We start from the raw sequence: 19,830 nt of genomic DNA on the forward strand, positions 1-19,830 counted from the left end.
ACAAAAGAAAAGCGCCGCACTGTGGCGGCGCTTTTCGTCAGAATATCTTCAGCCTATCAGCTTGCGACGCAGAAGTGTTCTCGACCGTCATTGCCGACATAGGTGCCGCTCTGCGGATCGAAGCTGCGGTAGCGATAAGAGCAATAGCGCTGCCATTGGGCGCTCCAGGGTTCCATGGCGCTGACTGGGCGACCATAGACGGGGCGGCCGTAGACCGGCTCGGAATAGACGGGCTCGGAGTAGACCGGACGCGCGCGGTAAACCGGCGGCGGAGCATATTCCGGCTCATAGACCGGCGGGTCGATGTAGCGGCGCTCTTCATAAACCGGGCCATTATTGGCATTGGCGATGGCAGAGCCGACGATCAGGCCAGTGGCAAGGCCGACCGCACCGCCGACCAGCGCATCGTTGCCGTGGTCGTGGCCATGACGCCAGTAGCGATCGCCTGCAGAGGCTTCGCCGATGGCTGAAAGGGTGAGGGCGGCAGCGGTTGCGGTCAGAAGAATGGTCTTTGCAAGCCTGTTCATGGCGAAAATCCCGGTATCGGGAACCGGAAGCGGTCCCTTCTCAATGGTTCTGAAACTAGCGGCGTCATGCTGAACGAAGGCTGAACGACAAAACCCGGCATCGCTGCCGGGCTTCAACTCGAATTCCACGCCTATGCGAGGTTTCAGCCTGAAATCTGCAGATTGACGGCCTTCGGGCCCTTGCCGCGGCGATCCGGCTCCGTGTCGAAGCTTACTTTCTGGTTTTCCGTCAGGCCGGCCAGACCGGAAGCCTGAACGGCAGAAATGTGAACGAAGATATCGGCGCCACCTTTGTCCGGCTTGATAAAGCCGAAGCCCTTGTCGGTATTGAAGAATTTTACAGTGCCAGTCTCGGCCATGCCTCAGGTCCTTTTGTCTCCGCCCGCCATCCACACGGGCAGCATTACGCTATTGCCTTCTTGCGAAGACGCTGGCAGGCAATCTTGAAATGTGAGAAAAAGGTCCCCTCTACCTCCGCCGGTTCCAGACAGGACTTAACGCCTGCTGTTTTTTGGGACCGGCTGACCGGAATATTAGCGTTTCCGGCTCGCAAATTCTTAAGGACTTCCCATGCTCGCAAAATGCCCGAACGCGCGAAGAGTGCTGCGTTTGAAGGATTTTGGCAAGCAAAAGTTTTTTAACGTGTCCCTAAGAACACACCCGCAAAAATGACCTGTTTTCGCAAAAACGCAAAAAATCCTCCGTCGGGAGCAAATGATTAACGTTTTATATCGTCTGCAATATAAGTTCCGGGCAGATTTTACCAAAAATGCAACGCTAGCGCGTCTTAACACCTGCTTAAAAAAAATTTCAGATGGCACTAAACGCCCCACAAATGGACGCGTGTTCAGGCCGTTTGCGAGCGTCGGCGGGTCATTTCGGGCACGAGCTCGACTACAAGCATAGCGATAAACATCAGCGCACAACCGATATAGCCGAGCGGCGGCATGCTCTCGCCCAAAAGAAGTGCGGCGAGCGTGGCGCCGAACAGTGCTTCGGCGGAGAGGAAGATCGCCGCCTGTGACGGCGTGGTGTAGCGCTGGGCGACGACCTGCAGCACGAAGGCGACACCCGAGGAGAAGATGCCGACGTAGAGGATTTCGGGTGCTGCCGCGCGGATATCTGACAGGCTGATCGGTTCGAAAATGGCAGCGATGATGAGCGCGCAGACTGCCGTGACCGCAAACTGGGCGCTGGACAGGGCAAGTGGCCGACCCGTTTCCCCAACCGTCGTTCCGGCAAGCGTGATCTGGATCGACCAGAAGATGGCGCAGACGACCGTCAGCAGATCCCCTACCGTCAGAGTCGAAAGCTGGCCGCCCGACAGCATGTAAATGCCTGACACGGCCATGATGGCGCCTGGCCAGATGATCCAGTGCGGCGAGCGGCGCAGGAAGAAGACGGCAATCAGCGGCACGAAGATCACATAGAGGCCGGTGATGAAGCTGGAATTGGTGACGGTCGTCGTCTGCAGGCCGACCTGCTGTGTCGACGCGCCGCCGAAGAGCGCCAGTCCGATCAAAAGATAGAGACCGAGATGTCTGCGGCTGGTTGCGATCTTTGCCTTGCGGGCTTCGAAGAGCGTGAAGGGCAGGGTGGCAAGTGCAGCGATGGCGAAGCGCAGGCCGATGAACCAGAAGGGACCGATCGCGTTCATTGCCGTCGACTGGGCGACGAAGCCTCCGCCCCAGATGGCGGCTGCAAGCAATAGAAGGAGGTTCGCCTGAATGCGCGTCATTTTCACCCTCGATGTTGGGGAAGCGTCTGGGGGTTATGCTCAGCGGGTTAGCAGTTGCATTTCTTCTCGGCAAGGATGAGGATTCCCCAAATGGTTCGGAGGACATGCAGATGAGGAGGCGACTGATTGCCGTCGCGACAGCAGTCGTTCTGGCGGGGCTTGAGAGCGCTTCAGCCGAGGGCTCCTCGTCCGTCCGTCTGATTTCGCTCTTTGCCGATCTGCCGGAGTCCGTGCGAGCGGATATCGAGCCTGATGATGGCGACTGCCATATCGAAGAGCGGCGCCTTGCCTATGGCGACGCCTTCGAAGTCACTCAGGAGAAGGGGATGAGGCTGATCATCGTGCCCYGCGGCCCGGCCGGTGCCTACAACATGCCTTTCGCGATCTATGGCGGTCATGGCAGCCAGATTTCTCGAACGGTCTTTCCGCTGAAGTTTTCAGAAACGACGGGCGATACGGCTTTCAACATCCGCTACGATGCGATGGAGAGACGTTTCACCTCCTTCGTGAAGGGGCGTGGCATGGGCGATTGCGGCAGCTATTATACGTGGCGCGTCGCAGAGCCTGAGAACACGGATTTCCTTGTTCTCGAGGAAGTGCGCATCAAGGAAGAGTGCGATGCAAGGGCCGATGGCGGTCCGGCAACATGGCCGCTCGTGTGGACGCGCCAATGACGGCAGGATATTCCGGCACGCCGCTCGCAAGGAAGCTGGGGCTTAAACCAGGACAGACGGCCTTGCTCATCAATGTTCCCGATGGGTTGGCCGAGATCAGCCGGTTCGAGGGTTTCGCTACGGTCGAACGAGTCTTTCCGAAGGCCCCCGATCGGCAATTCGACTATATCCACGTCTTCGAAACACATCGTGTGGCGTTGGAAGAGATGGCGGCGGCGTTATTCCGTGTGATCAGGCCCGATGGCATGGTCTGGATATCCTGGCCGAAGAAGAGCTCGAAGGTGGCGACCAGCATCACAGAGGACGCGTTGCGCGAGATTTTGCTGCCAACAGGCCTCGTCGACGTCAAGGTCTGCGCCGTCGACGAAACATGGTCGGGGCTGAAATTCATGATCCGCAGGGAATTGCGGAACTCGCTTTAGCCGGCCCGGTCTGGGGCGCGGGAAACCCGAAGCAATTCGCCGTCATTCTCATCGGTCACCATCAGCAATGCGCCATCGGGGGCGACGATCACATCGCGGATGCGGCCGTAATCGCCTTCGAACATGCGCTCTTCGGCAGTGAAGGCGCCGCTTGCATCCCGCTGCATGCGCGACAGCAACTGGAACTTCAGGGCGGCGACGATGAAATTGCCGTTCCATTCCGGAAACATCTTGCCGCGATAGACGACGAGAGCGCCCGGGGCGATCGAAGGATCCCAATAGTGCAGGGGCTGCTCCAGACCCTCCTTGGCTGTTCCTTCGCCGATTTTGGCGCCGGAATAGTCGCGGCCATAGGTGATGATGGGCCAGCCGTAATTCTTGCCGGGTTCGGGATTGTTGATCTCGTCGCCGCCGCGTGCTCCATGCTCGACGGTGTAGAGTTTGCCGTCGGCACTGTCGAAGGTGATGCCCTGCGGATTGCGATGGCCCTTGGACCAGATCTCCGGCAGGGCTTTGCTGCTATTCTTGAAGGGATTGTCGGCGGGAATGCTGCCATCGGCATTGAGGTGGACTATGGAGCCGGCATCATCCTTCCAGTCCTGCGAGCGGTTGCGGTCACCGCGGTCGCCGACGCTGATGAACAGCGAGCCGTCGGGGGCGATCGCGATGCGTGAGCCGTACTGGATGTTCCCGCGGGTAAAGTGCCGCATGGTGAAAATGGGCGTGACGTTTTTGAGGCTCTTTTCATCTGAGGACAGTGTGGCGCTGAAAGCCTCGGTGCCGGAGCCTCGGTCGCTGGCAGTTGCGGCAGTCAGGTAGAGCTTTCGGCTGGTGGCGAAATCCGGGGCAAGCGCGACATCCATCAAGCCGCCCTGGCCGCGGGCGCTCACCTTTGGCACGCCATCGATCGGATCGGAAGCCTTGCCGTCGCGGATGATGCGCAGCCGCCCCGGCCGCTCCGTGACGATATAGCCACCATCAGGCAGGACCTCGACTGCCCAGGGATGCTCCAGCCCTTCGGCGAGTTTCTCGACACGAACCGAAACTTCCTGCGTCCTGACGATGTCCCCGATCTGGGCAAGGGCTGGACCTGCAAAAGCAGCGGCTCCTGCCAGCAGTGCGGCGAAACGGAAAGTCGAAATGGCGTCCATCATAATCCCCCGTCGTCAGTTTAAGGGGAAGGTGGCGCGGGGCATGGGGCGCTTCAACCGTAGTCGGCGCTCCATAACGGTTTTGTGTTCTCGGGTTGAATGAGAGCAGGTCAGCTGATTACGCGGGGAGGGAAACGGGTATCGAAATCGGCCTGTTGCAATTCCGCGCTCATTATCCGCTGTGTGATGTAGTAGCCGGTGCGCTTTGCTTCAGCTTTCAGGAAAAGTCCGCAGCCGATCAGCGCCATGCCGTAGAAGGCAAGGCAAACGATACCGACGGCGACCAGTTTCTCGACGATCGAAAGCCCGGGGAGACGGGGTCTTGGCGGTGCAGGCGGTGCCTCGTGGGCAGACGCCGCGGCCATTGCCAGCTCCATGTAGGTCGGCAGCGGCTCGAACGTGTCCGTTTCCTCGGTCCAGCTGGAACGCTGCGGCTTAGCGGGCATCGCGCCGGCCTCCCCAGATGACAAGGCCCTTAATGCGACGCAGCCAGATGGCGAGCCCGTTTGCGGCGACCAATGCGGCGAAAAGCACTGCTACGCCATCGGCAATCTTCTGGTCGGCATAGGAAGCGTGGAGCGAACTAGAAGCCATGGCCGGTCCTGCTTCGGCGACTGAAAAGAGGCCGAACGCCGCGACGACACAGCTTGCAAAAGCGATGACCGCCACCATCAGCGACAGAGAAACCCGGCTTGCGCGCAGACGTCCCGCTGCGTGCTCGTCTTCCAGAAACATGGCATACCCTCAATAACCAATGTCGGATGGTGATAGAGTAGCGGTTTGATCTCGGCGCTCTCACGACCGAATTGCGGCATGCCGCGGCATTTGTTGCGGCTTATTCGTGGCAAATGGTAAACGGGCGATAACCTTGATTTTAAGGAATAAAACGGGGCCGACTTCAGAAACTGATTCAACTTCCTGTGAGCCTGGATCCACCGCTTGCGGCGTCTCTTCGAAGCTCGGTTCAAAATTCCAGAGGCAGGTGCGGCAATCGATCAATAAGAATCATCGTCGCCATCACGCCTTTGCGCTTGAAATGATGTCACACATTGGACATAGAGCTTAGCGCAGAACTCCGGTCCCGGCCTTCTGCCCGTTTCAACCTTGTAGGACCGATATCATGGCCTTCCTTGCCGATGCCCTTTCCCGCGTGAAGCCTTCAGCCACCATCGCCGTTTCTCAGAAAGCGCGCGAGCTGAAAGCCAAAGGACGCGACGTCATCGGTCTCGGCGCAGGCGAGCCCGATTTCGATACGCCGGGGAATATCAAGAAAGCCGCCATCGACGCGATCAATCGCGGCGAGACGAAGTACACGCCGGTGTCAGGTATCCCCGAGCTACGCAAGGCGATCGCCGCCAAATTCAAGCGCGAGAACGGTCTCGAATATTCCTGGGAGCAGACGATCGTCGGCACCGGCGGCAAGCAGATCCTTTTCAACGCCTTCATGGCGACGCTGAACCCCGGCGATGAAGTCGTCGTCCCGGCGCCTTACTGGGTATCCTATCCCGAGATGGTGGCGCTTTGCGGCGGCACGCCGATATTCGTTTCGGCCACCCAGGAGCATAATTTCAAGCTCCAGCCCGCCGATCTCGAAAAGGCGATCACGCCGAAGACCAAGTGGTTCATCTTCAATTCGCCATCCAACCCGACGGGCGCTGCCTATACGCATGACGAGCTGAAGGCGCTGACGGACGTGCTGATGAAGCATCCGCATGTCTGGGTGCTTACGGACGACATGTACGAGCACCTGACCTATGGTGACTTCAAATTCGTCACGCCCGTCGAAGTCGAGCCGAAGCTCTACGACCGCACGCTGACGATGAACGGCGTCTCCAAGGCCTATGCGATGACCGGCTGGCGTATTGGTTATGCGGCAGGCCCTATCCAGCTCATCAAGGCTATGGACATGATCCAGGGGCAGCAGACATCGGGTGCGACCTCGATCGCCCAGTGGGCGGCCGTCGAAGCGCTGAACGGCACGCAGGACTTCATCCCAGAGAACAAGAAGATCTTCGAAGGCCGCCGTGATCTCGTTGTTTCCATGCTGAACCAGGCCAAGGGCATCGTCTGCCCGGTGCCGGAAGGTGCCTTCTACGTCTATCCGTCCTGCGCCGGGCTCATCGGCAAGACAGCCCCGTCCGGCAAAGTCATCGAGACGGACGAGGATTTCGTTTCCGAACTCCTGGAATCGGAAGGCGTCGCCGTCGTTCACGGCTCGGCCTTCGGCCTCGGCCCGAACTTCCGCATCTCCTATGCGACCTCGGAAGAGCTTCTGGAAGAAGCCTGCCGCCGCATCCAGCGCTTCTGCGGCGCCTGCAAGTAATCATCGGCCATCAGCCGCATTAAAAAGCCCGCCAGAGATGGCGGGCTTTTTGCTTGTCCTGACCTTCTAATTGAACGCGCTGCGAAAATGATTCCGATTGTCGCGTTAAGCCGCTGATTTCAGATTCAAAGTCCGATCGCCGTCAGCATGATGAAGGTGGCGAAGAGGATGAAATGGGTCATGCCTTCGATGGCATTCGTCTCGCCGTCATTGAGGTTGATTGCGGCGGCAATCAGGGTAATCGCCACCATGACCGTCTGGACCGGCGACATGGCCATGATGAAGGGCTGGCCGGTGTAAAGCGCGATCGCCTCCATGACAGGTACGGTGAGGATGACGGTCGAGAGAGACGCGCCCATGGCGATGTTGACGGTTGCCTGCATACGGTTGCGGAGCGCTGCCCTCAAGGCCGTCAGGATTTCCGGTGCGGCGGAGATGGCGGCAACCACGATGGCGGTCACGGCAACAGGAGCGCCGGTATCGCGCAGGCCTTCGCTCATGAAGCCTGACATGAACTCGGCCAGCGCGCCGATGATGACCACGCCGATGAGGATGATGGTAATCGAGGTTGCGACCGATCCCTCTCCGTCATGTTCCTCGGGATGTTCCTTCTGCCGTTCCGAGCGCGGATAGCTGTAGGAGAAGAAGTAGCTGTGCTGGCCGACCTGCATGCGTAGGAAAAGGCCGTAGAGCGCGATCATGGCGATGATGGTGAAGCCGGAATAATAGTGCCACTTGTCGCCGGGCACGAATTCCGGGACGATCATCGAGATGCCCATGGCGGTCAGGATCATCACGCCATAGGTCTTGCCGGAATTGTCATTATAGGGCTGCTCGCCATGTTTCAGTCCGCCGAGCAGGGCAGCAAGGCCGAGGATGCCGTTGATATCGAGCATGAGCGCCGAATAGATCGTGTCGCGCACGAGCGTCGGCGACGTTTCCTCGCCGCTCATCATGATGCCAAGGATGATGACTTCGACAGCGACGGCCGAGAGCGTCAGGATCATCGTGCCGTAGGGATCGCCGACCTTGACGGCCAGCAGTTCCGCGTGATGGGCGACACGCATGGAGGCGAGCACGATGGTTGCGATCAGCGCGGCGGCGGCGAGAAGCGCCATGCCCCGGCCGGACTCCATGACCGAATGTTCCAGCAAGTAGGCAATGACCGCGACGATGACCGCCGCGATCAGGAATTTCTCTTCCTTAAGATGCAATGCCATTTCTACCACCAGCGCCGATTTTGATTCCTTCGAGGAATCTAAGCCGGTGATTTTTCTATGCAAGCAGACTCCCCACTGATGAAATTTGCAGTCTGTGACGATTAATGAAATACTGCTTTCATACGGCAGCCGGAACCCAGATCGCGGCGTCCTGGAAATCTTCTCAAGCGGCCCGCGCTGAACCGGACATGATCCGGGAGCCTACGGATGCGCAACGAGAAGAAGAGGAGACACATGCATGGTCAAGGTGGTCTACGAAGTCGTACCGCATGACGGCGGCTGGGCCTACAAGCTTGGAGACGTCTATTCCGAGGCATTCCCGAGCCACTCCGAAGCGCTCGAAGCAGCCCGCATCGTTGCGGCCGAACAGCAGGTCGGCGGCGATTCCGCCGAGATCAGCTGGCAGGATGCGCAGGGCAAGTGGCACGAAGAATATGCCGAAGGTGGCGATCGTCCCGAGACCGAGGTCGTGGACGGCTTTACCAAGGGCCGTTCGCCCGAGGTTTCCCCAGAGCCCTGATCTCCAGCCGATTTCCCGAAATCTTTCAGCGCGTCGTTAGGCGCGCGTTTCCTTGCATGACTTGATATAGTTCAGCAGACCCCCGACCAGTGCGTCGAAGGTGACGCGGCAGCGCGGCGAGGTCTTGAGGCTTTCATGCATAGCAACCCATGTACCGAGTGGGATTTCGAATTCATCTGCCAGAATATGAACGAGATCGGGGTTCGGGCGGGCAAGCCCCGTCTGGCAGACGCCGATACCTATGCCGGCGCGAATGGCCGTGTAATGCGCCAGATGGCTGCTGGTGCGGAAGGCATACGCAAACTCGTCCGCCAGCGGGTAGAGTTTGCGCATCATGCGGATATAGGCCGTCTGCCGGTCAAAGCCGATGAGGCGATGGCCGGCAAGTTCGGTCATGGTTTGCGGTATGCCGTGTCGTTCCAGATAGCCGCGATGCGCGTGGAAGCCGAGCGGAATATCGCCGATGCGCCGTACCACCAGCGCGTCCTGTTGCGGCTCAGCCATGCGCACCGCAATATCCGCCTCCCGGTTCATGAGATCTTCCAGCGCATCGGATGCCGACAGCTCCACTTGCAGACCGGGATAGGCTTCCTGCAGATCGGCAATAATCGGCGGCAGTACCTCAATGCCGATCACCTCGCTGGCACTGATGCGCACGGTGCCTTCCACCTTGTCGCGCTGGCTTGATGCGGTGCGCACGAAGGCGGCCGTCGTCGTCGCCAGCGTTTCGGCATAGGGCTGGAGGTCTAGTGCCATATCGGTCGGCAGCAGACCATTCGATGAGCGGATGAAAAGCTCAGTGCCAACGGCCTCTTCCAGCGCATCGATATGGCGGCCGATCGTCGGCTGCGTCAGGCCGAGTTCCCGGGCGGCGGCCGAGAGTGATCCGTGGCGCAGCACGGTGAGAAAGGAGCGGTAGAAATCCCAACTGGGTTCGATATCCATATATTTATGTATAGCGGCGGAATTTATTTCGTCAATTTTGTTTATCTGCGACTGGAGGCATAGTCGTCTCATCGAACAAGGAGATGATCATGAGCAGCGAATATCAGGACAAGAAACTGGCGCTCGTTCTGGGTGCTACCGGCGGCATCGGCGGCGCGGTTGCCCGCAAACTGCAGGCGCGCGGCTGGACGATAAGGGCGCTCAACCGCAACGCCGCGAAAGCATCTGCGAGCGGGCAAAGCTTCGACTGGGTGCAGGGTGACGCAATGAATGCCGGCGATGTTCGCAAGGCCGCGGAAGGTGCTGATCTCATCGTTCATGCCGTCAATCCCCCTGGCTATCGCGACTGGGAGAAACTGGCTCTGCCGATGCTCGACAATACGATCGCCGCGGCTCGCACGGTTGGTGCGCGCATCCTGCTGCCAGGCAATGTCTATAATTTCGGGCCGGATGCGTTTCCTGTTGTGACGGAGGATAGTTCGCAGCACCCGGTGACGAAGAAGGGCAAGATCCGCGTCGAGATGGAGAAGCGTCTGAAGGCTGCTTCCGAGACCGGCATTGGCGTCATCATCGTCCGCGCCGGCGATTTCTTCGGGCCAGGCGCAACTGATAATAGCTGGTTCTCTGCTGCTTTTGCCACGCCGGGCAAGCCTGTTGGTACGGTCAAGAATCCGGCTAGGCCGGGTATCGGTCACCAATGGGCCTATCTGCCCGATGTCGCCGAGACGATGGTGCAGCTCGTCGAGCGGGCTGAGCGCCTGCCCGCTTTCGCCTGCTATCACATGAACGGCTTCTGGGATGGCGATGGCCGGCAGATGGCGGAGGCGGTCCGGCGTGTTGCCGGCGGTGCGGCGAAGATCGGTCGCTTCCCCTGGTTCATCGTGCCGCTGCTCGCTCCCTTCATGACGGTCATGCATGAGCTGAAGGAGATGCGTTACCTTTGGAAGGTGACGCTGCGTATGAGGAACGACAAGCTGGTCGCCGAACTCGGAACCGAGCCGCACACGCCGATCGATGAGGCCGTGCGGGCTTCGCTCATCGCACAGGGCTCCCTGCCGGAACCGCATGGAGCAACGACCACGGCATCTCTCTCTCATGTCGGGAAGGCGGGTTAAGCCAGTTCGGCGAGCGCAATGCGGGCGACAGTCAGAGGCTTTTCTGCCGACACGTGGTCATCATCTTCGAGGAACCAGGCGGCGGAAAGGCCGGAATAGGCAACTATCCATTTGAGCAGGCGGGTCGGCTCGATATCGGCCTCCTTGGAGACGATCGCAAGCTGGCGCTTCAGACGGGCGGGGTCCGTTATCGTCGGCAGGTCTTCATTGGCGAAAATATTGGCAAAGTCGAAGCCACGTTCGCCCCAGAGACGCTTGGGATCGATCGCCAGCCAGCCCCGTTCGCCGAAGTCGAGGATATTGCGGTGGTGGATGTCGCCGTGAAGAATGCTGAGCTGCTGTGGCTCGGCCAGCAAAGCGCTCGCCGTTTTCCAGCAATCGGCAAAGGTGGCGCCATGGGTGAGGGCGGCCGGCTCCAGATCGCGGAACCAGCGCTTTAACGGGGTGGAGTCATGGAGAGGGGTAGGGCGGGGCGCATGCAGTCTTGCCGCTGTGCGCACCATGATGCGGCTTGCCTCATCATCCTCGCCGTTCATTGCCATGTGCAGCAGCGAGTGCTTGTCCGTCGCGCGCTCCAGCAGGACCGCATCATCTTCCTGGGCATAGACACTGGCTGCGCCATCGCCGTCCCACCATTTCATCAGCAGCGCGCCCTCGCGTTCGCTGCTGTGGGTAGCGACTTTCAGCATGGCCGGCTTGTCCTGCCAGATGACCGGCAGGAGGTGGCTTGAATGGGTGATGATGGGTTCGCCGTCAGCAGTCAGCGACCAGCGTTCGAGATAGGGAGAGAACATCGGCGCAAGCTAGCGGCAACGGCCTGAAATGGAAACCCCGCCGGATGGCGGGATTTCTGTTTGTTCAAGACGATCAGGCGACCTTTTCGAGGGCCGGATAGTCGACATAGCCCTTTGCGTTGCCGCCGTAGAAGGTGGACTGGTCCGGCGTGTTGAGCGGCAGGTTCTTTTCCAGACGCTCGACGAGATCGGGATTGGAGATGAAGGGCTTGCCGAAGGCGACGAGATCGGCCGTGCCGTTTTCGACGGCTTCGATCGCCATATCTCTGATATAGCCATTGTTGACCAACCAGGCAGCCTTGCCACCAGCCTTCTCATAGGCGGCGCGCAGCGCCTTGTAATTGAAAGACGGGTTGTCGCCCTGGCGATAATCGCGCTCGCCACCGGTCTGGCCTTCTACGACATGGATATAGGTAAGGTCGTACTTGGCGAGACCTTCAACGACATGCGTGAAGAGCGCCTGCGGATTGGAATCGTAGGACTCACCCGACGGCGTGACCGGCGAAATGCGGATTGCGGTACGGCGGGCGCCGATTTCCTTGGTTACGGCCTCGACCACCTGGAAGGTGAAACGCGTGCGGTTTTCGATCGAGCCGCCATATTCGTCGGTGCGGTCGTTGACGCCGTCGCGCATGAACTGGTCGAGCAGATAGCCGTTGGCGCCGTGGATTTCGACACCGTCGAAGCCGGCATCGATCGCAGCGCGGGCAGCCTTGCGATAATCCTCGATGATGCCCGGAATTTCGGAGGCTTCGAGCGCGCGGGGCTCGGAGGTATCTGCAAAGGCGCCGCTACCGTCAGCGTTGACCAGATAGGTCTTTGCCTTGGCGATACGGTTGGTCGAGGACACCGGCTTGCCGCCGTTCGGCTGCAGCGTCGTGTGGGAGATACGACCCACATGCCACATCTGCACGATGATTTTGCCGCCTTCGGCATGGACGGCGTCCGTCACGCGCTTCCAGCCATCAAGGGCTTCCTTGCTATAAAGCCCGGGAACGTTGGCATAACCCTGGCCCTGATGCGTGATGGCGGTCGCTTCCGTGATGATGAGGCCGGCCGTGGCGCGCTGGCGATAATATTCGACGTTGAGGTCGTTCGGGATCGCACCCGGAGAACGGTTACGGGTGAGCGGTGCCATGACGATATGGTTCTTGAGAGCGATATCGCCGATCCGAGTCGGCTGGAAAAGCTTGGCCATGGAAGGTCCTTTCTGCTTGGGGGATCACTCGGCAGCAGCGGGGGCAGTCTGCGCCCGGCCGGAGAGATAGGTGAGTGCCGTAGCGGCAAGGCCGATCAGGGCCATGGCGGCTGCGGCGAGGGGAACGCGATTAAGATCGAGGCCGGCATCGATGACCATGCCGCCAACCCAGGCGCCGAGAGCATTGCCCGTGTTGAAGGCGCCAATATTGATGGTCGAGACCAGGTTCGGTGCATGCTTGCCGAAGCCGACGACGCCAACCTGCAGGGCGGGAACCGCGGCGAAGGTGGCGGCAGCCCACAGGAAGAGGGTGATCTCGGCGGGGATGAAGAAGCGGCTCGTATAGAAGAAGATCGCTGAAGTCAGTGCGATTGCCGCGAAGATGGCGGCAAGGGCTGGGCCGAGGCGCCAGTCGGCGAGCTTGCCGCCGATCAGGTTGCCGACTGTCAGGCCGACACCGATCAGGAACAGCGTCCAGGTCACGCCTTCCGGCGAGATACCCGTTACGTCGCCCAGCAGCGGGGCGATGTAGGTGAAGAGCGTGAACATCGAGGCCGAGAAGAAGACGGTGACCGAGAGCGCCATCCAGAGGCGGCCATTCCGCAAGGCGGCGATCTCGCGCAGGATGCTGCTCTGCTCTTCCTGCTTATCCCTGGGCAGGATGGCGATCAGGCCGGCAATGGTGACGATGCCGATCGCGGTAACCACCCAGAAGGTGGAGCGCCAGCCGAATGCCTGGCCGATGGCGGTGCCGAGCGGCACGCCGAGCACGTTTGCGAGCGTCAGGCCGGTGAACATCAGGGCGACGGCGCGTGCCTTGCGGTCCTCGCTGACGAGATTGGCGGCGACGACCGAGCCGATGCCGAAGAAGGCGCCGTGGCAGAGGGCGGTGACGATGCGGGCCACCATCAGTACCCAATAATTCGGAGCGATGGCACAGAGCAGGTTGCCGGCAATGAAGAAGGCCATCAGCATGATGAGTGCCGAGCGGCGCTTCAGCTTGGCAGTTGAGACCGCCATGACGGGCGCGCCGAGGGCGACGGCCAGCGCATAACCCGTGACCAGCCAGCCGGCCTCAGGGATCGTGACAGAGAGATCGGCTGCGACGTCGGGCAGAAGGCCCATGATGACGAATTCGGTGGTGCCTATCGCAAAGGAGCTCAAGGCAAGAACGAGCAGGGCGAGGGGCATGATTCAGAGATCCTGCGTTAGCTGCTGGAGGAAGGTAGCGATCGTTTCTTCATTGCGCTTGTAGAATATCCACTGGCCGACGCGCTTGCTGGTTACGAGACCAGCGCGGTGGAGCGTGCCGAGGTGGGCGGAAACGGTGGATTGGGAAAGGCCGCAGCGTTCGAACTGGCTGGCGCAGACGCCCATTTCAAACGGGTGTTCCTGCGTCGGAAAATGCTTTTCCGGGTTCTTCAGCCAGTTGAGGATGTCCATCCGGGCAGGGTTGGCCAGCGCCTTGAGAATCTCGTCTTTGTCCATCGTCGTTCATCGAAGTATAAATCGGATTTTCCCGATATATGGATCGTTGATTTTCGATATGCAAATCACGGAGGCGTGAGCTGACGATTTTTCCGGCTTGCTTAAATTTTAAGCAAAAAAAGAGGGCCACCGGAGAACCAGGGCCCTTTTAAGTGTGAAGGTCAAAAAACCTCCAGAGGGGAACAGCCAACGCGGTGGCACTGGGAGAGAAACCACCAAATGCATCAGCTATGAGCGATATGGTGGTTCTTTGTGCAGCTTTCAATGCATTTTTGTGCATGTCTGCTATGCACTGCACAAATTTTTCCGCATTGCGGTATCTACCGACAAAAATTCAGGCAAAAAAAGAGGGCCACCGGAAAACCAGGGCCCTTATAAGTGTGAAGGTCAAAAACCTCCAGAGGGGAACAGCTAATGCGGTGGAACTGGGAGGAAAAGCCACCGTGTGCATCAGCTGTGTGCGATATGGTGCTTTAATGAGCAAACAACAACCCTTTTTTGTGCATGTCAGTCATGCGTGGGTTGCATGATTTGAAATTCGTTCCATAAAAATGGAAATCAGAAGTTCCAGTTACGGGCCTTGCTGACGATGAAATCGCGGAATGCCTTCAGCTTGGCGGCGTTCTTGATCTCGTCCGGATAGCAGAAATAGGTATCGAAGGAGGGGACGTCGGCATTGATTGCCAATTGGATCAGACCGGGGTCGCGGCCGACGATATAATCCGGCAGACAGGCGATACCGATGCCGAGCAGGCAGGCCCGCTTGATCGAGGTCTGGCTGTTGATCTGCAGATGCGGAATGCGCTTGTTGTCCGACGAGCGGCCGGCGATTTCCAGCCAGTTGACATCAAGCAGGTAGTTTGGCGCAGGCTCCCCGAAGGTGATGATGCGGTGATTGTCGAGATCCTCGATCGTCTGCGGCTCGCCATGGCGATTGATATAGGAGGGGGCCGCATAGACGTGCATGTGCACGGTGAACAGCTTGCGCTGGATCAGGTCTGACTGCTGCGGCTGGCGAAGGCGGATGGCGCAATCGGCATGGCGCATGTTCACATCCACTTCCTCGTTGTCGAGGATGAGCTGGATCTGGACGTCGGGATAGAGCTGCAGAAATTCCTGGATCTTGTCTGTCAGCCAGCCCTGGCCGAGGCCGACGGTTGTGGTGACGCGCAGCTTGCCGGACGGCGTTTCCGTCGTCTCGGTCAGTTGCATCTTCACGGTTTCGAGCTTCAGCAGCACGTCATGGGCGGTGCGGTAAAGCAGTTCGCCCTGTTCGGTCAGGATCAGACCGCGCGCGTGGCGGTGGAAGAGCTTGGTGCCCACATCCTGCTCGAGCGCGCTGACCTGACGGCTGATAGCCGACTGGGACAGATGCAGCTTGTCAGCCGCATGCGTAAACGATCCGGCTTCGGCAGCTGCGTGGAAAATACGCAGCTTGTCCCAGTCCAATGGCATTCCCCCACCCCTCATGCCACTGTTACTCCGCTGCTACGGCAACGGGCATGTGGCCCGTCAGATAACGTTCTGCCTCAAGGGCGGCCATGCATCCCATGCCTGCGGCGGTGACCGCCTGGCGGAACGTATCGTCCGTCACGTCGCCTGCGGCATAGACTCCCTCCAGACTGGTCGCAGTCGAATCCGGTGCGGTCCAGAGATAGCCATTGTCCTTCAGCTTCAGCTTGCCCTTGAAAAGTTCGGTTGCCGGCGCGTGACCGATCGCCACGAAGACGCCGTCAACGACGACATCGGTGATGGCGCCAGTGCGGGTGTCGCGCAGGCGAGCACCGGAAACGGACGGCGGCATTGGGGGCTTTGCCGGTGTGCCCGTGATTTCGGCGACTTCGGTATTCCAGAGAATCTTGACGTTCTCCTTGGAGAAGAGACGTTCCTGCAGGATTTTTTCTGCACGGAAGCTATCGCGGCGGTGCACGACGGTGACCGACTTCGCGATGTTCGACAGATAGAGCGCTTCTTCGACGGCGCTGTTGCCGCCGCCGACCACGATCACATCCTTGTTGCGGTAGAAAAAGCCGTCGCAGGTAGCGCAGGCAGACACGCCAAAGCCCTGGAAATGCTGCTCGCTTTCGATGCCGAGCCACTTGGCCTTGGCGCCGGTCGCAATAACAAGCGTATCGGCAGTCCAGACCTGGCCGCTATCGGTGCGGGCAACAAAGGGGCGCTGGTTGAGGTCGACTTCGGTCACGAGGTCGTTGACGATCTCGGCGCCGACATGCTGCGCCTGCTGCAGCATCTGGTCCATCAGCCAGGGCCCCTGGATAGGATCGGCAAAGCCCGGATAGTTCTCGACATCGGTGGTGATCATGAGCTGGCCGCCCTGTTCCAGACCGGCGATCAGAACCGGCTTCAGCATGGCGCGCGCGGCATAGACCGCTGCCGTATAGCCGGCAGGTCCGGAACCGATAATGAGCACCTTGGTATGGCGGGCAGACATGGAATTTCCTTTCGACTGGCAGGATGCGGCGGCTAAGAGGCGAATAAGGCCGTTTCGCGATCCCTGCGCCATTTATGAACGACCAATGCTTTTATTCAAGGGCAGCCTTGCATTACCAACAAGGCAAATGCAGGCGCTGTGCAAGATTCCGTCATCTGACTGAAACTTTCTTGCGTATTCCGTCGCTTTATATAGAAGCTGCCCGCGGGGAATTAAAGAAAGGCCTAAGCGTGGTTCGCGCTGAACTTGACGTTATCGACATAAAGATATTGCGGGAACTGCAGGCCGACGGCCGCATGACCAATGTGGAACTTGCCGATCGGGTGGGAATTTCCGCGCCGCCCTGCCTGCGCCGTGTGCGCAAGCTCGAAGAAGCCGGTGTCATCGAAGGCTATCACGCGATGCTGAACAGCCCGAAGCTCGGGCTCGATCTCGTCGCCTTCTGCATGGTCGGTCTCAAGCACCAGTCGGAAGCCAACCTGAAGGCCTTTGCCGCTGCCACCACCGAATGGCCGCTGGTGCGCCAAGCCTGGATGGTTTCCGGCGACAGCGATTTCCTGCTGCATTGCGTGGCCCAAAACCTCACCCGCTTCCAGGACTTCGTTATCGAGGTGCTGACGGCCAACGAGCATGTCGATACGGTTCGCACCATGCTGACGATCCGCCAGGTGAAGAAGCTCGGACTCGTCGAACTGTAATCTAAAGCGTGTCGCGATCTTCAGATCCGCTTGCCACGCTTTAGGCTCTTGTTTTCGCATGTCGTTGCCGCAAAACCGCTACACACTTTTGCGCGACATGCTTTAGCCTCGCCAGGCCTTGCTCAGCCAATCGGTATTGCCGATGCGGCGATACCATTTCTGTCCGCCACCTTCAAAAACCTCACTCATTTTCGGGCTGCCGGCAAAGACGACGATTTTGGCCTCCGGCGGCCGCTCGGGATCGCGCCAGAAGCTCTGGATGTGGGGTGGCACGCAGGCATTCTTGAAGCTCACGCACCATTCGCGCGGCCAGTATTGCAGGTTTCCTTGCGCTTCGAGCTTTGCACTCTGGAACTGCTGTGAGATCTCGTATTTCGACATGGCCGCCACCGGGTCGGCGACATAGGTATCCAGAATATAAGCGTGGGCGCCGATTTCGTAGCGGAAGACCGAACTGTTGCCGACCGAGCCAAGGAACTTGTCGCGCGCGGGCTTGAGTTTGCGCAGCGGCTTGGCGCGGAAGAGATCGTCATCGCGGATGATGAGGAACTTTCCCGGATGCTGGAAGAGCGGTTCCAGATCATCGACGATAACGAGATCGAGATCGAGGAAGAGGGCAATGCCCTTGAGATCGGCAAGCTCGCGGCGGAAGAGCGCAAGCTTCTGCCAGCGGCGGTCCTTGGAGCCGGCCGGCAGGCCGAGCTCGGGCAGAGGAAAGGTTTCCATACCCTCGTCGAGGCCGGCTGTATTGTCGGTGAAGCAAACAAAGCGATGCGGGCGCTTCAGGTGTCGTTTGACGCCGCGGTAGAGATTGTTGACGTATTCGGCGCCATAGAGCGTCCCCCACTTCATACAGAGCACGTTGACCAGGTTTTCGTTGTCATTTGCGGTCGACATCTACGTGTCCCTACCTCCCTGATATGTCCGTTGCCATGGTCTGACGAACGGCTTACGCGCCGAGAAGTTGCTGGTAAATCCGGTTGATCGCCGTCGCTTCCTTTTCCAGCGCGAAATTTTCCCGCACGCGCGCCAGCGCCGTTTCTCCCTGCGCAATGGCGAGGGCAGGATCGGCAAGATAGGTGGCGATCGCCGCCGTCAGCGCCTCGCCGTTGCCGGGCGGCACGATGACGCCGTTCTCGCCGGGCACGATCATTTCAGCGTAGGCACCGGCGTCAGAGGCCACGACTGCTGTCTTCGAAGCCATGGCCTCCAGCGGCGTCAGGCCGAAGCCTTCATTGCGGGAGGGGGCGACATAGAGCGTCAGGCGGCGATACCAGACCTTGATATCTGGCACTTCGCCGATGAAGACGATGCGGTCGGTCAGACCCGCTGCGGCGATATCGGCCTTCAGCTTGTCGGCAAATGCAATGTGTTCCGGGGTGACGCGACCGGAAATGACGGCCGTCCAGTCCGGATGCTGCGGCAGCAGCGCCATCATCGCCTGCACGAAAAGATCGGTGCCTTTCTGATGGCGGACGCGGCCGAAGCAGCCAATGAGGTAGCGGCCGGGCAGGCCTGTGGCAGCGATCGTGTCGACAGACCCTTCGGGGGGATGGAAGAGCGTAAGATCGACGCCGTGCTGGATGACCGTGTACGGCACCTTGAGGAAGGAGCCGGAACGGCTGCTGGTGGCGATGACAGCATCCATCTGGCGAATCAGCCAGCGGGTGTAGGAGCTATGTCGGCGCTGGGCGGCTGAGGTGAAGACAAGCTTAAGCGGCATGCGCAGCACGTGACGCATGAGGATGCCCGCCGCCATCTCATTGTTGCGGCGTGCATGCCAGACGCGATGGCCCCGTCCGGTCGGCGGACGCCAGAGGCCTGATAGCTGCGGCCATTTCAGGCGCGGAAGTTCCGGCGGAAGGCCGGGGCCGAGGGCTGCGATCCTGATCCCCAGCCGGATCTGGCAGGGGATGAGCTGAACGATCGTCGACGTGACGCCGGAGAGCCGGCGTTTCAGGTTGGGCGCGATGATCTCGACGTCACTGATATCCGGCACTGGCTGCTCTTGAAGGGGGAGGCGCGGGCGATCAGCCCCAGGAGACGGAGAGGATTTCGTAGGCCTTCGAACCACCCGGCGCGTTGACTTCGATGGAATCGCCGACTTCCTTGCCGATCAGCGCGCGGGCGATCGGGGAGGAGATCGAGATACGGCCCTGCTTCACGTCGGCTTCCTGATCACCGACGATCTGGTAGGTCTTTTCCTCTTCGGTGTCCTCGTCGACGAGCTTCACCTTGGCGCCGAACTTGATCTTGTCGCCCGACATCTTGGAGAGATCGATGACTTCGGCGCGCGCCGTCAGGTCTTCGAGCTCAGCAACGCGGCCTTCATTGTGGCTCTGCGCTTCCTTGGCGGCATGGTACTCGGCATTTTCCGAAAGGTCGCCATGGGCGCGCGCTTCCGCGATTGCCTCGATGATTCGCGGGCGCTCCTCCTGCTGACGCCAGCGCAGTTCTTCCTGCAGCTTGACGAAACCACCCTGTGTCATCGGTACCTTATCAACCATTTTTTCGTCCTTCTCTCCCCGCATCTGCAGTTCTCGCAGACACAAAAGAAAACAGGTC

23 protein-coding genes are annotated in these 19,830 nt (G+C 59.7%); 6 read left to right on the forward strand and 17 right to left on the reverse strand.

Going from position 1 to position 19,830, the window contains the following annotated elements; translation table 11 throughout:
* Positions 1–56: 56 nt before the first annotated feature.
* The 3 genes from AC1DM5_RS05845 to AC1DM5_RS05855 form a co-directional block, all read right to left on the reverse strand.
* The gene (locus AC1DM5_RS05845; protein WP_007824345.1) at positions 57–527 is read right to left on the reverse strand and encodes a BA14K family protein; all 471 of its coding nucleotides are present in this window, start codon (positions 525–527) and stop codon (positions 57–59) included.
* Positions 528–670: 143 nt separating this feature from the next.
* The gene (locus AC1DM5_RS05850; RefSeq protein ID WP_007824341.1) at positions 671–886 is read right to left on the reverse strand and encodes a cold-shock protein; all 216 of its coding nucleotides are present in this window, start codon (positions 884–886) and stop codon (positions 671–673) included.
* 488 nt (positions 887–1,374) lie between these two features.
* Positions 1,375–2,265 carry a DMT family transporter gene (locus AC1DM5_RS05855; protein ID WP_477820633.1) on the reverse strand — a complete coding sequence of 297 codons (891 nt, stop codon included), beginning with the start codon at positions 2,263–2,265 and terminating at the stop codon, positions 1,375–1,377.
* Positions 2,266–2,375: 110 nt separating this feature from the next.
* On the opposite strand from AC1DM5_RS05855, the gene AC1DM5_RS05860 reads away from it, so the two are divergent.
* Entirely contained in the window at positions 2,376–2,939 is a 564-nt protein-coding gene (locus AC1DM5_RS05860; RefSeq protein WP_477974730.1) for a DUF1176 domain-containing protein, read from the forward strand.
* Positions 2,912–3,361, forward strand: coding sequence for a hypothetical protein (locus AC1DM5_RS05865; RefSeq protein ID WP_477820631.1), 450 nt, complete (start codon positions 2,912–2,914; stop codon positions 3,359–3,361). The genes AC1DM5_RS05860 and AC1DM5_RS05865 overlap by 28 nt, the downstream gene beginning before the upstream one ends.
* Here AC1DM5_RS05865 and AC1DM5_RS05870 read toward each other — a convergent pair.
* The 3 genes from AC1DM5_RS05870 to AC1DM5_RS05880 form a co-directional block, all read right to left on the reverse strand.
* Positions 3,358–4,512 carry a PQQ-dependent sugar dehydrogenase gene (locus AC1DM5_RS05870; RefSeq protein WP_477820630.1) on the reverse strand — a complete coding sequence of 385 codons (1,155 nt, stop codon included), beginning with the start codon at positions 4,510–4,512 and terminating at the stop codon, positions 3,358–3,360. The two genes, AC1DM5_RS05865 and AC1DM5_RS05870, sit on opposite strands and share 4 nt — an antisense overlap.
* 110 nt (positions 4,513–4,622) lie before the next feature.
* Complete coding sequence (locus AC1DM5_RS05875; protein WP_477820629.1) at positions 4,623–4,958, reverse strand: sortase; 336 nt, start codon at positions 4,956–4,958, stop codon at positions 4,623–4,625.
* Positions 4,948–5,247: a hypothetical protein gene (locus tag AC1DM5_RS05880; protein ID WP_477820628.1), complete on the reverse strand. Its 300-nt coding sequence runs from the start codon at positions 5,245–5,247 to the stop codon at positions 4,948–4,950. Before AC1DM5_RS05880 ends, AC1DM5_RS05875 begins: the two co-directional genes overlap by 11 nt.
* Positions 5,248–5,632: 385 nt before the next feature.
* On the opposite strand from AC1DM5_RS05880, the gene AC1DM5_RS05885 reads away from it, so the two are divergent.
* On the forward strand, positions 5,633–6,835 hold the full coding sequence (locus AC1DM5_RS05885; RefSeq protein ID WP_477974732.1) for a pyridoxal phosphate-dependent aminotransferase: 1,203 nt from the start codon (positions 5,633–5,635) through the stop codon (positions 6,833–6,835).
* Between the two features lie 125 nt (positions 6,836–6,960).
* Here AC1DM5_RS05885 and AC1DM5_RS05890 read toward each other — a convergent pair whose 3' ends face one another.
* On the reverse strand, positions 6,961–8,055 hold the full coding sequence (locus AC1DM5_RS05890; RefSeq protein WP_477820626.1) for a calcium:cation antiporter: 1,095 nt from the start codon (positions 8,053–8,055) through the stop codon (positions 6,961–6,963).
* Between the two features lie 238 nt (positions 8,056–8,293).
* On the opposite strand from AC1DM5_RS05890, the gene AC1DM5_RS05895 reads away from it, so the two are divergent.
* A complete protein-coding gene (locus AC1DM5_RS05895) occupies positions 8,294–8,575 on the forward strand; it encodes a DUF2188 domain-containing protein (protein ID WP_007824317.1) in 282 nt (93 codons plus the stop codon).
* A 36-nt stretch (positions 8,576–8,611) separates the two neighbouring features.
* Here AC1DM5_RS05895 and AC1DM5_RS05900 read toward each other — a convergent pair whose 3' ends face one another.
* A complete protein-coding gene (locus tag AC1DM5_RS05900; protein ID WP_477820625.1) occupies positions 8,612–9,520 on the reverse strand; it encodes a LysR family transcriptional regulator in 909 nt (302 codons plus the stop codon).
* 89 nt (positions 9,521–9,609) lie between these two features.
* On the opposite strand from AC1DM5_RS05900, the gene AC1DM5_RS05905 reads away from it, so the two are divergent.
* A complete protein-coding gene (locus tag AC1DM5_RS05905) occupies positions 9,610–10,635 on the forward strand; it encodes an NAD(P)H-binding protein (protein WP_477820624.1) in 1,026 nt (341 codons plus the stop codon).
* On the opposite strand, the gene AC1DM5_RS05910 is transcribed toward AC1DM5_RS05905, so the two are convergent.
* From AC1DM5_RS05910 to trxB, 6 genes are all read right to left on the reverse strand, one after another.
* Positions 10,632–11,429, reverse strand: coding sequence for an aminoglycoside phosphotransferase family protein (locus tag AC1DM5_RS05910; protein WP_477820623.1), 798 nt, complete (start codon positions 11,427–11,429; stop codon positions 10,632–10,634). The genes AC1DM5_RS05905 and AC1DM5_RS05910 overlap by 4 nt on opposite strands.
* A gap of 73 nt (positions 11,430–11,502) precedes the next feature.
* Positions 11,503–12,627 carry an alkene reductase gene (locus AC1DM5_RS05915; RefSeq protein WP_477820622.1) on the reverse strand — a complete coding sequence of 375 codons (1,125 nt, stop codon included), beginning with the start codon at positions 12,625–12,627 and terminating at the stop codon, positions 11,503–11,505.
* A 24-nt stretch (positions 12,628–12,651) separates the two neighbouring features.
* Positions 12,652–13,818, reverse strand: coding sequence for an MFS transporter (locus tag AC1DM5_RS05920; RefSeq protein ID WP_477820621.1), 1,167 nt, complete (start codon positions 13,816–13,818; stop codon positions 12,652–12,654).
* 3 nt (positions 13,819–13,821) lie between these two features.
* Positions 13,822–14,115 carry an ArsR/SmtB family transcription factor gene (locus tag AC1DM5_RS05925; RefSeq protein ID WP_477820620.1) on the reverse strand — a complete coding sequence of 98 codons (294 nt, stop codon included), beginning with the start codon at positions 14,113–14,115 and terminating at the stop codon, positions 13,822–13,824.
* Positions 14,116–14,673: 558 nt separating this feature from the next.
* Positions 14,674–15,570, reverse strand: coding sequence for a LysR family transcriptional regulator VtlR (locus AC1DM5_RS05930; protein WP_112543602.1), 897 nt, complete (start codon positions 15,568–15,570; stop codon positions 14,674–14,676).
* A 22-nt stretch (positions 15,571–15,592) separates the two neighbouring features.
* Positions 15,593–16,567: a thioredoxin-disulfide reductase gene (gene trxB, locus AC1DM5_RS05935; protein WP_439016019.1), complete on the reverse strand. Its 975-nt coding sequence runs from the start codon at positions 16,565–16,567 to the stop codon at positions 15,593–15,595.
* A 230-nt stretch (positions 16,568–16,797) separates the two neighbouring features.
* Here trxB and AC1DM5_RS05940 point away from each other — a divergent pair, with 230 nt between their 5' ends.
* A complete protein-coding gene (locus AC1DM5_RS05940; RefSeq protein ID WP_007824299.1) occupies positions 16,798–17,265 on the forward strand; it encodes an Lrp/AsnC family transcriptional regulator in 468 nt (155 codons plus the stop codon).
* Between the two features lie 102 nt (positions 17,266–17,367).
* On the opposite strand, the gene AC1DM5_RS05945 is transcribed toward AC1DM5_RS05940, so the two are convergent.
* Genes AC1DM5_RS05945 through greA form a run of 3 tightly spaced genes read right to left on the reverse strand, consistent with a single transcriptional unit; the run spans position 17,368 to position 19,772 of the window.
* Positions 17,368–18,162 carry a hypothetical protein gene (locus AC1DM5_RS05945; protein WP_477820619.1) on the reverse strand — a complete coding sequence of 265 codons (795 nt, stop codon included), beginning with the start codon at positions 18,160–18,162 and terminating at the stop codon, positions 17,368–17,370.
* 52 nt (positions 18,163–18,214) lie between these two features.
* Positions 18,215–19,264, reverse strand: a complete 1,050-nt coding sequence (locus AC1DM5_RS05950; RefSeq protein ID WP_477820618.1) for a glycosyltransferase family 4 protein — start codon at positions 19,262–19,264, stop codon at positions 18,215–18,217.
* Positions 19,265–19,295: 31 nt separating this feature from the next.
* Positions 19,296–19,772 carry a transcription elongation factor GreA gene (greA, locus tag AC1DM5_RS05955; RefSeq protein ID WP_113325123.1) on the reverse strand — a complete coding sequence of 159 codons (477 nt, stop codon included), beginning with the start codon at positions 19,770–19,772 and terminating at the stop codon, positions 19,296–19,298.
* Between the last annotated feature and the right edge of the window lie 58 nt (positions 19,773–19,830).

The organism is Rhizobium sp. 01T437, assembly GCF_056398505.1.